The sequence below is a fragment of the Micromonospora sp. U21 genome (assembly GCF_018070045.1).
In the GTDB taxonomy this organism is placed as follows: Bacteria; Actinomycetota; Actinomycetes; order Mycobacteriales; family Micromonosporaceae; genus Micromonospora.
In genome coordinates this window covers 21,679-33,270 of record NZ_JAGPYK010000048.1, presented here as the reverse complement: position 1 = coordinate 33,270, position 11,592 = coordinate 21,679, and the positions used below count along the sequence as shown (strand labels likewise).

Below are 11,592 nucleotides of genomic sequence, written 5' to 3'. Positions count from 1 at the left end.
AGGCGCGGGCGGCGGACCGGGCCGCGGCCCGCCCCCCCCCGCCCCCCGCCCCCCCGCCGCTCGGGACGGGCGGCGTCAGCCGACCGCGCCCTCCATCTGGAGTTCGATGAGCCGGTTCAGCTCCAGGGCGTACTCCATCGGGAGTTCCTTGGCGATCGGCTCGATGAAGCCGCGCACGATCATGGCCATCGCCTCGTCCTCGCTCAGGCCCCGGCTCATCAGGTAGAAGAGCTGGTCGTCACTGATCTTGGAGACGGTCGCCTCGTGCCCCATCGACACGTCGTCCTCGCGGATGTCGACGTACGGGTAGGTGTCCGAGCGGGAGATGGTGTCGACCAGCAGCGCATCGCACTTGACGGTGCTCCGGCTGTGGTGCGAACCCTCCAGCACCTGCACCAGACCCCGGTACGAGGTACGGCCGCCGCCCCGGGCGATCGACTTCGACACGATGGTCGAGGAGGTGTGCGGCGCGGCGTGCACCATCTTGGCGCCGGCGTCCTGGTGCTGGCCCTCGCCGGCCATGGCCACCGAGAGCACCTCGCCCTTGGCGTGCTCGCCGGTCATGTAGACCGCCGGGTACTTCATCGTCACCTTGGAGCCGATGTTGCCGTCGACCCACTCCATGGTCGCGCCCTCGTGGCACACGGCGCGCTTGGTGACCAGGTTGTAGACGTTGTTCGACCAGTTCTGGATGGTCGTGTAGCGGCAGCGCGCGTTCTTCTTGACGATGATCTCCACGACCGCGCTGTGCAGCGAGTCGGAGGAGTAGAGCGGCGCGGTGCAGCCCTCGACGTAGTGCACGTACGCACCCTCGTCGACGATGATCAGCGTCCGCTCGAACTGGCCCATGTTCTCCGTGTTGATCCGGAAGTAGGCCTGCAGCGGGATCTCCACGTGCACACCCTTCGGCACGTAGATGAACGAGCCACCGGACCACACGGAGGTGTTCAGCGCGGCGAACTTGTTGTCGCCGACCGGGATCACCGTGCCGAAGTACTCCTTGAAGACGTCCTCGTGCTCACGCAGCGCGGTGTCGGTGTCCAGGAAGAGGACGCCCTGCTCCTCAAGGTCCTCACGGATCTTGTGGTAGACGACCTCGGACTCGTACTGCGCCGCGACGCCGGCGACCAGCCGCTGCTTCTCCGCCTCCGGGATGCCCAGCCGGTCGTAGGTGTTCTTGATGTCCTCGGGCAGGTCCTCCCAGCTGGTGGCCTGCTTCTCGGTGGACCGCACGAAGTACTTGATGTTGTCGAAGTCGATCCCGGTGAGGTCGGCACCCCAGGCCGGCATCGGCTTGCGGCCGAACAGCCGGAGACCCTTCAGGCGCAGGTCGAGCATCCAGGCCGGCTCGTTCTTCTTCGCCGAGATGTCCCGCACCACCGCCTCGTTGATGCCGCGCTGGGCGACCGCCCCGGCGGCGTCCGGGTCGGACCAGCCGTACTCGTAGCGACCCAGGGCGGCGAGCTGCTCTTCCTGGGTCAGGGGCTGGACGATCTGCTCGGTCATCTATCTGTCCTCACAGTGGTGACGGGATTACCGGATTGAGCGCGGCCCGGCTGGGTCGGAATGTGCGTGGTGCACACCCCGTCGCCGTGCGCGATGGTGGCCAGGCGCTGCACGTGGGTGCCGACCAGACGGGAGATCACCGCAGTCTCGGCCTCGCACAGCTGGGGAAACTCGGCGGCCACGTGCGCCACCGGGCAGTGGTGCTGGCAGAGCTGGCCGCCGGAGGCGATCGTGGTCGCGTTGGCAGCGTAACCCTCGGCGGTGAGCGCTCCGGCGAGTGCCTCCGCCCGCGCGAGGGGCTCGTCGCCGGCGTCCTCCATGGCGGCCCGACAGCGGGCCTCCAGGGCGGCCACCTGCTCGGTGGCGAACGCCTCGACCGCGTCCGAACCGCCACTGCGGGCGATCCAGCGCAACGCGGCGGTGGCCATGTTGTCGTAGTGGTGGGTGCCACAGCGGACCCGGCCCGCCTCGGTCAGCAGGAACACCTTGGCCGGGCGCCCCCGACCGCGGCTGCCCTGCACGGTCTGCTCGCGGGCGAAGACATCACCGTCGGCGAGCATCGCGTCCAGGTGCCGGCGGATCGCGGCAGGGCTGAGCCCGAGCGCCGTGCCGAGCTGCGCGGCCGTGGTGGCACCCCGCTCCAGCAGCAGCTGGGTGACCCGGTCCCGGGTGGAGACCTCGGTCGGCGCGGCGCCGCCCAGCGCGGCTGACGTGGTCACGACCGGCGCGGACGCGCTCGCACCGACGGCCGGATCGGCCGTCGACTGCTGCCCGGAGAGCGCCGCCACGTTTTTCACAACGCCAACGTTACGTAATTACCCGGAGGGCCGCAAACCCGGGCCCCGGTGATCCGAACCACCGACCCGGCGGAGTCGGACGAACCTCGATCACTACGGTGCGTAGGATTTGCGCCGTGAACCGATACGTCCGTCCGGTCTCCGGCACCCTGCTGCGCCGCCTCGCGCTCTCCTCGATCATCGCGAACGTGGGCATCGTCGTCACCGGCGGGGCCGTCCGGTTGACCGCCTCGGGCCTCGGCTGCCCGACCTGGCCCCGGTGCACCGACGCGTCGTACGTCACGACGTCCGAGATGGGCCTGCACGGGGTGATCGAGTTCGGCAACCGGATGCTGACCTTCGCGGTGGGCCTGATCGCGCTGGCCACCGTGCTGGCCGTGCTGACGCACCGACCGCGACGGCCCGGGCTGCTGGCGCTGGCCGTCGCGGTCTTCCTGGGCATTCCCGCCCAGGCGGTGGTCGGTGGCATCACCGTGCTCACCAATCTCAACCCGTGGGTGGTCGGGCTGCACTTCCTCGCCTCGATGGCGGTGATCGCCGCCGCGTACGCCCTCTGGCGGCGGATCGCCGAGCCGGACGGGCCGACGGTGGCCGTGGTGCCGGCACCGCTGCGCGCGCTGGCCAGGGTCACCACGGGCGTCGGCGTCGCGGTGCTGGTCATCGGCACCTGGGTCACCGGCAGCGGCCCGCACGCCGGCGACCAGGGCGCGGCCCGCAACGGCCTGGACCCGGAGTCGATCTCCCAGGTGCACGCCGACAGCGTCTTCCTGCTGATCGGCCTCTCGGTGGCGCTGATCTTCGCGTTCCGCGCGGTCGGCGCACAGCGGGCCACCCGCGCCGCCGTCGTCCTGCTCGCGGTCGAGCTGGGTCAGGGCCTCATCGGCTTCGTGCAGTACTTCACCCACGTGCCGGCGGTCCTGGTCGGCGCGCACATGCTCGGCTCCTGCCTGGTGCTGCTGGCCACCCTCTCGGTGCAGTGGTCCACCCGCGAACGCCGCCCGGTCACCCCCGCACCCCAGGCCAGCACTCCCGCAGAGGCCGAAGCCGTCCCGGCCACCGCCTGAGCGCCCCGCGCCAAGATCGTGCTCGGTCCTGGCTGTAGTGATGTCGGCCGCCCCGCGATGTTGCCGGACGAAGCCCGCCACGCGATGTTGCCGACCGCGGCCCCACCATCCGCACCCTTTGCTCTGCTTCAACGGACGCAACACCCACCGTCCGGATATCGGACGCCGGGTGTTGCGTGGAGTGAAGCAGAGCAAAGGGCGGCCGACCACCGTCGGCGGGTCGCGTCCGTCCGACCCGAGATCCGCGCAACGTCAGAAAATGCATGGAGACGCGGCGCACTGCGGCCACAACGTCACCGACGTTGCGCGGATCCTGGAGGCGGGGACGCCCGGCGAGGGTCAGCCTCGGCGGGCCAGGTGGGTGGCGACGGCCTCGGCGAGGCGGTCGGGTGCGCCGTCGGCATAGCCGATGAAGAGCGACGGCTCGGTCAGCTCGAGCTCGACCAGGATCGGGGCGCCGTCCGGGCCGGGGATCAGGTCGACCCGGGTGTAGAGCAGCTGCGCCGTGCCGCCGGGCACCACCGCCAGGGTCTTCTCCGCGACTGCCAGCTGGGCCGGGGTCGCGGTGCGGGCGGTGATCTCCTCAACCTTGTAGAGCCCGTCCGGGCCGAGGTCCGGCCCGGTCAGCATCGGGCCCTTGCGGATCGCGTGGCTGAACGCGAGCCCGTCCGGGCCGGCCAGGAAGAGCAGCGCGGTCTCGCCCTCGGTGTCGACCGCCGTCAGGTACGGCTGGACCATCGTCACCCGACGTGTGTCGGTGAGCCGGCGTACGTGCGCCTCGGCGAGTTCCCGGTGCTCCGGGTCGGCCAGGTCGTACCGGCCGGTGTCCTGGCTGCCCGCGCTGACCGCTGGCTTGATCACGTACTCGCCGGCGTCGGCCGGCGGCTGCCAGGTCTCCCCCGGCCCGACCCAGAACGTCGGCACGGTCGGCACACCGGCCGCGCTCAGCTCGGCGAGGTAGCGCTTGTCGGTGTTCCAGCGCACCACCTCGGCCGGGTTGACCAGCGCCGGTACGGAGGAGGCCCAGGCGACGAACTCGTCGCGGCGCAGCGCGTAATCCCACGCTGAGCGGAGCACGACGAGGTCGTAGGAGGACCAGTCGACGTCGGCGTCGTCCCAGACGACCGCCTCGGCGGCGATCCCCCGGGCGGCGAGCGGGGCGAGGACCAGCCGGTCGTCCGGGTCGAGGTCGACGAGTTCGGTGCAGGTGACGAGAGCGACCCGGGGTTCCCCCCGGGTCGACTGGTTGTGGTTGGTCAATTCAGGTCTCTGTCTCAGCGGGCCATCGTGCGCCGGGCCATCGACCGCCAGAGGTCGTTGCTCGGGCGCATCTGGTCCATCAGTTCACGCTCCCAGGCGTTCTCGACGGTGACTCCCGCCTGGGCGCACGCCTCCCGCGCGGTGACGGTGTCGTCGGCGAACTGGTCGCCCCACTCACCGTCGGCTCCCACGAGGACGATTCGCGCGCCACGCTTGCCGACGTACTCGATGACCGCCTTCGCTCCGCCGTGTCCGGCGGCGAACGCCCTGAGGCCCGCGACCAGGCCGTGGGGCGCCTGCTCGCCGGCGGTCTGCTCGGCCGTCAGCGTCGTATCGGAACCATCTGCCATGACGCGAAGCCTAAGCAGAGTTGCACTCGGGTAGGCGAGAACCATGAAGCTTTTGTGATGCCAATTACCTACAGGTTTAAGGAAGACCACAGGTTGACTGTCCGACTTTATCCGGACTTTTCACGTCAAAACACGTGCGTAAATCAGGACTCAATCGCCGCAGGTTGAGCCGATCCGGCTCATGCCGAAAGTTACTCTGATGTGACGTTAAACCCGGACAACTCATCCATGACCGTGATTAGTCGAAGAATCGGCACCCGCACCGGCGGCCGGCGGCCGCGCAAGCGACGGGCGCGGGCTACCGGCCGGCGGGCGGAACCCGCATCGTGCAGGGGGTCAGATCAGCGCGTCGAGCGCGACGGCCACGAAGACGATGGTCAGGTACGTGGTCGACCAGTGGAACAGTCGCATCGGCTTGACCGCCTCACCACGCTTCGCCCGTCCGCAGAGCAGGTGCGCCTCGACCAGGAAGATGGCACCCACCACCAGGGTCGGCACGCCGTAGATCGCGCTGAGCCCCAGCGGCCAGACCGCCAGCGAGGTGAGCACGGTCAGCCAGGCGAAGATCAGGATCTCGGCGTTCACCCGGCGGGTGGAGGCCACCACCGGCAGCATCGGGATCCCGGCCCGGGCGTAGTCGTCCTTGTACTTCATGGCGAGGGGGTAGAAGTGCGGCATCTGCCAGAAGAAGACCACCGCGAAGAGCCCCCAGGCGGCCGGCGCCAGCGAGCCGGTCACCGCCGCCCACCCGATCAGCACCGGCGCGGCCCCGCAGGCCCCGCCCCAGAAGGTGTTGGTCGGGGTGGAGCGCTTGAGCCACAGGGTGTAGACGAGGTCGTAGTAGGCGATCGCGGCGAGGGTCAGGCCAGCGGCCAGCAGGTTGGTGAACGCCGCCATCAGGGCGACCGAGACCGCCGCCAGCACCAGACCGAAGACCAGCGCGCTCCGCGGCGACACGGTGTGCGCCGGCAGCGGCCGACGCTTGGTACGCCGCATCAACTGGTCGATGTCCCGGTCGATGTAGCAGTTGAGCACGCTGGCCGCGCCCGCGGCGAGCGAGCCGCCGACCAGCACCACGGCCATCAGCCACAGCGACGGCAGGCCGCCGTCCGCGAGCATCATCGCCGGGACGGTGGTGACCAGCAGCAGCTCCACGATCCGCGGCTTGGTGAGCGCCACGTACGCCGAGAGGACCGCGCGCAAGTCCCGCCGCGCCACCGGACCCTCGACCGCCCGCGCCGGGGGCCGCCCGGCAGGGTTGCTCGCGGGGCGCTCGGTGATCATGCTCACGGATTGCCACCTTCCGGCATCGGCACGGGGAGATCGGATCGGCAGGACCCGCTCGGGGCCCGCATACCGACCCACACACTACGCGTTGTCGTTTTGGCTGCCCGGCCGACCCGACAACGGTGCGGGCCGTCACACCACCGGGTTGAACGACGCGACGCGGCGCCACGTACCGCACACCATGCAGAGATCCCCGGGCGGACGTTTAGGCACGCTCGATAGGGTCACCGGTGAGGGTTCCGCCCATCTGCCGAGGAGCACAACCATCGTGGCTGCCAACCGACCCGAGCACTCCGCACTCAACTGGTCCGACCTCGACCGCCGGGCCGTCGACACCGTCCGCGTGCTGGCCATGGATGCCGTGGAGAGATCCGGCAACGGTCACCCGGGCACCGCGATGAGCCTGGCGCCCGCGGCCTACCTGCTCTTCAACCGGGTCATACGGCACAACCCGGCCGACCCGAACTGGCCCGGCCGGGACCGGTTCGTGCTCTCCGCCGGGCACTCCAGCCTGACCCTGTACATCCAGTTGTTCCTCTCCGGCTATCCGATGAGCCTGGCCGACCTGCAGTCGCTGCGGCAGTGGGGCTCGCTCACTCCGGGTCACCCCGAGCACGGGCACACCCCGGGCGTGGAGACCACCACGGGCCCGCTCGGCCAGGGCCTGGGCAACGCGGTCGGCATGGCCATGGCGGCCCGCCGCGAGCGCGGCCTGTTCGACCCGGAGACCGAGCCCGGGGCGTCCGTCTTCGACCACGACATCTGGTGCATCGTCTCCGACGGTGACATCGAGGAGGGCATCAGCCACGAGGCCAGCGCCCTCGCCGGGCACCAGCAGCTGGGCAACCTCACGGTGATCTACGACGACAACGAGATCTCGATCGAGGACGACACCCGGATCGCCAAGAGCGAGGACGTGGCCGCCCGCTACGAGGCGTACGGCTGGCACGTGCAGACCGTCGACTGGCGTACCGGCGACGCCGACCAGGGCGACTACCACGAGGACGCCGAGGCGCTCTACCAGGCGCTGCTGGCCGCCAAGGCGGAGACCGGGCGTCCCTCCTTCATCGCGCTGCGCACCATCATCGGCTGGCCCGCGCCCAACAAGCAGAACACCGGCAAGATCCACGGTTCGGCGCTCGGCGCCGACGAGGTGAAGGCCACCAAGCGGATCCTCGGCTTCGACCCGGACAAGAGCTTCGACGTCGACGAGGAGGTGCTCGGCCACGCCCGGAAGGTGATGGGCCGCGGCTCCGCCGCCCAGGAGCAGTGGACGACCGCGTTCGACGCCTGGAAGGCCGCCAACCCGGAGCGCACGGCGCTCTACGAGCGGATGGTCGGCCGGGTGCTGCCCGAGGGCTGGACCGACGCGGTGCCCACGTTCCCCGCCGACGCCAAGGGCGTGGCCACCCGGGCCGCCTCCGGCAAGGTGCTGGAGGCGCTCGCGCCGGTGCTGCCGGAGCTGTGGGGTGGCTCGGCCGACCTGGCCGAGAGCAACAACACCACCATGAAGGGCGAGCCGTCGTTCATCCCGGCCGCGCACGCCACCAAGGACTTCCCGGGCCACGAGTACGGCCGCACGCTGCACTTCGGCATCCGTGAGCACGCCATGGGCGCGATCCTCAACGGCATCGCCCTGCACGGCGGCACCCGCCCCTACGGCGGCACGTTCCTGGTGTTCAGCGACTACATGCGCCCCTCGGTGCGGCTGGCCGCGCTGATGAAACTGCCGGTGACGTACGTCTGGACGCACGACTCGATCGGCCTCGGTGAGGACGGTCCGACCCACCAGCCGGTGGAGCACCTGACCGCCCTGCGCGCCATCCCCGGCCTGGACGTGGTCCGCCCGGCCGACGCCAACGAGACGGCCTGGGCCTGGCGGCTGGCGCTGGAGCACACCGACCGGCCGACCGCGCTGGCGCTGAGCCGCCAGCCGCTGCCGACGCTGGACCGCGACGTCCTGGGCGGCGCGGACGGGGTGGCCAAGGGTGGCTACGTGCTGGCCGAGGCGTCCAACGGCAAGCCACAGGTGATCATCGTCGGCACCGGCTCCGAGGTGCAGCTCTGCCTGACCGCCCGGGAGCGCCTGGAGGCCGACGGCACGCCCACCCGGGTGGTCTCGATGCCCTGCCAGGAGTGGTTCTACGAGCAGGACGAGGCGTACCGGGAGTCGGTGCTCCCACGCGGGGTAAAGGCACGGGTGAGCGTGGAGGCGGGCATCGCCATGTCCTGGCGCGCGATCGTCGGCGACTGCGGCGAGAGCGTCAGCCTGGAGCACTACGGGGCGAGTGCCCCGCACACCGTGCTCTTCGAGCAGTTCGGGTTCACCCCGGACCGGATCGTGGCCGCCGCGCACGCGGCGATGACCCGGGTGGGCGACATCACCGGTTTCACGACCGGCAACTGAGGGGAGCGTGGACGGCATGACGGACAGGCTGAGTGAGCTCACCGCCGCGGGTGTGGCGGTGTGGCTGGACGATCTTTCCCGGGTACGCCTGAGCTCCGGCGGGCTGGACCAGCTCCGCCGGGAGAAGCACGTGGCCGGGGTGACCACCAACCCGACGATCTTCGCCAAGGCGCTGGGCGACGCCGACGAGTACAACTGGCAGCTGCGCGACCTCGCCATGCGTGGGGTGGACGTCGAAGAGGCGGTGCGCATGCTCACCACGTACGACGTGCGGTGGGCCTGCGATGTGATGCGCCCCTCGTACGACAAGAGCGCGGGCGTCGACGGCCGGGTCTCCATCGAGGTGGACCCGCGGCTGGCGCACGAGAGCGACCGGACGGTCGCCGAGGCCAAGGCGCTGTGGTGGCTGGTCGACCGGCCCAACCTCTTCATCAAGATCCCGGCCACCGAGGCGGGCCTGCCGGCGATCACCGCCACGCTGGCCGAGGGAATCAGCGTCAACGTGACCCTGATCTTCGGACTGGACCGCTACTCCGCGGTGATGGAGGCGTTCCTTGCCGGCCTGGAGCAGGCCAAGGCGAACGGGCACGACCTGTCCACCATCGGGTCGGTGGCGTCCTTCTTCGTCTCCCGCGTCGACTCCGAGGTCGACAAGCGGCTCGAGAAGATCGGCTCCGATCCGGCGAAGGCGCTGAAGGGCAAGGCGGCAATCGCCAACGCCCAGCTGGCGTACGAGCGCTACGGCGAGGTGTTCTCCTCCGACCGCTGGCAGGCGCTCGCCGACGCCGGTGCGCACCCGCAGCGGCCGCTGTGGGCCTCCACCTCGACGAAGAACCCGGACTACCGGGACGTCATCTACGTCGAGGAACTGATCGCCCCCGGCACGGTCAACACCATGCCGGAGGCGGTCATCCACGCGTACGCCGACCACGGTGAGACCCGCGGCGACACCATCACCGGCGCCTACGACGCGGCCCGCAAGGTCTTCGCCGACCTGGAGTCGGTCGGGGTGGACATGGCCGACGTGATCGCCACCCTGGAGCGCGAGGGCGTGGAGAAGTTCGAGACCAGCTGGCTGGAGCTGATCGACGGCGTCCGCAAGTCGCTGGAGGCGGCGGCCTCCGGCAAGGGTTCCCCGAACGAGGCTGCCAAGGGCAACGCGAAGGCCGCCCAGCAGGCCGGTGGTAACGCATGAGCGAGCGGAGCGAGCGAAACACCAAGCTCATCGTCCGGGAGTCTCGTGCCGCCGCCGTGCGAAGCGGGGTGGCGGCATGAGCGACCTGTTGGCCGGGCCGGTCGAGGCCGCCGCCGGGCTCGCGGTGTACGGCGCGGACGCCGTCGACAAGTCCGCACCCGCCTCGACCCGGGACGCGCTGGTCCGGGCCGAGGTCCCGGGCCGGCTGACAGCCAAGGACGCGAGCCTGTGGGGGCCGGACGCCGAGGCCGAGGCGAAGATCCGGCTCGGCTGGATGGACACCCACCGGCGCAGCCGGGAGCTGCTGGAGCAGCTGGCCGAGTTGACCGCGGAGCTGGTCGACCTGGACCACGTGGTGCTCGCCGGCATGGGCGGCTCGTCGCTCGCCCCGGAGGTGATCGCCCGCACCATGGGCCGGCCGCTGACGGTGCTGGACACGACCGACCCGGGCCAGGTCCGGGCTGCGCTGGGTGACCGGCTGGAGCGCACCGTGGTGGTGGTGGCCAGCAAGTCCGGTTCGACGGTGGAGACCGACAGCCACCGACGCGCCTACTGGCAGGCGTTCCTGGACGCCGGGATGACCGAGGCGGAGGCCGGTCGGCACTTCGTCATCGTCACCGACCCCGGCTCGCCGCTGGAGGCCACCGCCACCGAGATGGGCGCGTTCACCGTGCTGGCCGACCCGAACGTGGGCGGCCGGTACTCGGCGCTGACCGCTTTCGGGCTGGTGCCCTCGGCGCTGGCCGGCGTCGAGGTCACGGAGCTGATCGACCAGGCCGACGAGCTGGCCGCGTCGCTCGCCGGGGATCGGGACAATCCCGCGCTCGCGCTGGGCGCCGCGCTGGGCGCCGCCGCCACGTTGGCCCGGGACAAGGTCGCACTGGTCTCCGACGGCACCGGCATCGAGGGGTTCGGCGACTGGGCCGAGCAGTTGATCGCCGAGTCGACCGGCAAGGCCGGGGTGGGAATCCTGCCGGTGGTGGTGGAGTCCCCGCGGAGCCCCGGCGCCTCCGGCCCGGACGTGTTGACCGTCAGCTACGGCGGCGCACTGGCGCCCGGCGACACGCCGGGCGGCGGTGCCGACCCGGACGTGGCGGTCAACGGTCCACTCGGCGCGCAGTTCCTGGCCTGGGAGTACGCCACCGCGGTGGCCGGGGTGGTGCTCGGCATCGACCCGTTCAACCAGCCGAACGTCACCGAGTCCAAGGAGAACACCAACAAGATCCTCGCCTCGGGCCTGCCGGCGGAGACGCCGTCGTTCACCGAGGGCGCGATCGAGGTGTACGCGCCGCAGGGCGCACCCGGTGACCTGACCGGCGTGCTGCGCTGGCTGCTCGACGCGCTGGGCGACGACGGCTACCTGGCGGTGATGGCGTACCTGGACCGGTTCGCCGACGCGGACACGGGCCGGCTACGTACGCTGCTGGCCGAAGCGGCCGGCCGTCCGGTCACCTTCGGTTGGGGCCCACGGTTCCTGCACTCCACCGGCCAGTACCACAAGGGCGGCCCGCAGGTGGGCAGCTTCCTCCAGGTGACCGGCGCGGTCACCGAGGACCTGCCGGTGCCGGGCAAGCCGTACACCTTCGGCGAGTTGCAGGCGGCGCAGGCTGCCGGCGACCGGCAGGCGCTGGCCGGCCGGCAGCGGCCGCTCCTGCGGCTGCACCTGACCGACCGGGCCGCCGGCGTCGCCCAACTACTTGACGCGGCCGGTGAGCTGCGGGCGTGA

At 71.0% G+C, this 11,592-nt stretch carries 9 protein-coding genes; 4 read left to right on the top strand and 5 right to left on the bottom strand.

The features are described 5' to 3' along the window. Window positions 1-75 precede the first annotated feature (75 nt). Complete coding sequence (sufB, locus tag KBX63_RS32910; protein ID WP_074312771.1) at window positions 76-1,506, bottom strand: Fe-S cluster assembly protein SufB; 1,431 nt, start codon at window positions 1,504-1,506, stop codon at window positions 76-78. Continuing rightward, a complete protein-coding gene (locus tag KBX63_RS32905) occupies window positions 1,503-2,303 on the bottom strand; it encodes a helix-turn-helix transcriptional regulator (protein ID WP_374102292.1) in 801 nt (266 codons plus the stop codon). The genes sufB and KBX63_RS32905 overlap by 4 nt, the downstream gene beginning before the upstream one ends. Window positions 2,304-2,401: 98 nt before the next feature. Here KBX63_RS32905 and KBX63_RS32900 point away from each other — a divergent pair, with 98 nt between their 5' ends. Continuing rightward, on the top strand, window positions 2,402-3,367 hold the full coding sequence (locus tag KBX63_RS32900) for a heme A synthase (RefSeq protein ID WP_210918136.1): 966 nt from the start codon (window positions 2,402-2,404) through the stop codon (window positions 3,365-3,367). A gap of 339 nt (window positions 3,368-3,706) precedes the next feature. On the opposite strand, the gene KBX63_RS32895 is transcribed toward KBX63_RS32900, so the two are convergent. The 3 genes from KBX63_RS32895 to KBX63_RS32885 form a co-directional block, all read right to left on the bottom strand. Continuing rightward, window positions 3,707-4,627, bottom strand: a complete 921-nt coding sequence (locus tag KBX63_RS32895; protein WP_210918134.1) for a RimK family alpha-L-glutamate ligase — start codon at window positions 4,625-4,627, stop codon at window positions 3,707-3,709. A 14-nt stretch (window positions 4,628-4,641) separates the two neighbouring features. Continuing rightward, window positions 4,642-4,977, bottom strand: coding sequence for a hypothetical protein (locus KBX63_RS32890; RefSeq protein WP_210918132.1), 336 nt, complete (start codon window positions 4,975-4,977; stop codon window positions 4,642-4,644). A 336-nt stretch (window positions 4,978-5,313) separates the two neighbouring features. Further along, a complete protein-coding gene (locus KBX63_RS32885; protein ID WP_210918129.1) occupies window positions 5,314-6,267 on the bottom strand; it encodes a heme o synthase in 954 nt (317 codons plus the stop codon). Window positions 6,268-6,532: 265 nt separating this feature from the next. Here KBX63_RS32885 and tkt point away from each other — a divergent pair, with 265 nt between their 5' ends. The 3 genes from tkt (at window position 6,533) to KBX63_RS32870 (ending at window position 11,592) form a co-directional block, all read left to right on the top strand. Beyond that, entirely contained in the window at window positions 6,533-8,671 is a 2,139-nt protein-coding gene (tkt, locus tag KBX63_RS32880) for a transketolase (RefSeq protein WP_210918127.1), read from the top strand. A gap of 16 nt (window positions 8,672-8,687) precedes the next feature. Then, window positions 8,688-9,866: a transaldolase gene (gene tal / locus KBX63_RS32875; protein WP_210918124.1), complete on the top strand. Its 1,179-nt coding sequence runs from the start codon at window positions 8,688-8,690 to the stop codon at window positions 9,864-9,866. 76 nt (window positions 9,867-9,942) lie between these two features. Next, window positions 9,943-11,592: a glucose-6-phosphate isomerase gene (locus tag KBX63_RS32870; protein ID WP_210918122.1), complete on the top strand. Its 1,650-nt coding sequence runs from the start codon at window positions 9,943-9,945 to the stop codon at window positions 11,590-11,592.

Bases quoted from the DNA above. Each gene is read 5' to 3' on its own strand.
- sufB (WP_074312771.1), bottom strand. From the start codon at position 1,506: ATGACCGAGCAGATCGTCCAGCCCCTGACCCAGGAAGAGCAGCTCGCC.
- KBX63_RS32890 (WP_210918132.1), bottom strand. From the start codon at position 4,977: ATGGCAGATGGTTCCGATACGACGCTGACGGCCGAGCAGACCGCCGGC.
- tal (WP_210918124.1), top strand. From the start codon at position 8,688: ATGACGGACAGGCTGAGTGAGCTCACCGCCGCGGGTGTGGCGGTGTGG.
- KBX63_RS32870 (WP_210918122.1), top strand. From the start codon at position 9,943: ATGAGCGACCTGTTGGCCGGGCCGGTCGAGGCCGCCGCCGGGCTCGCG.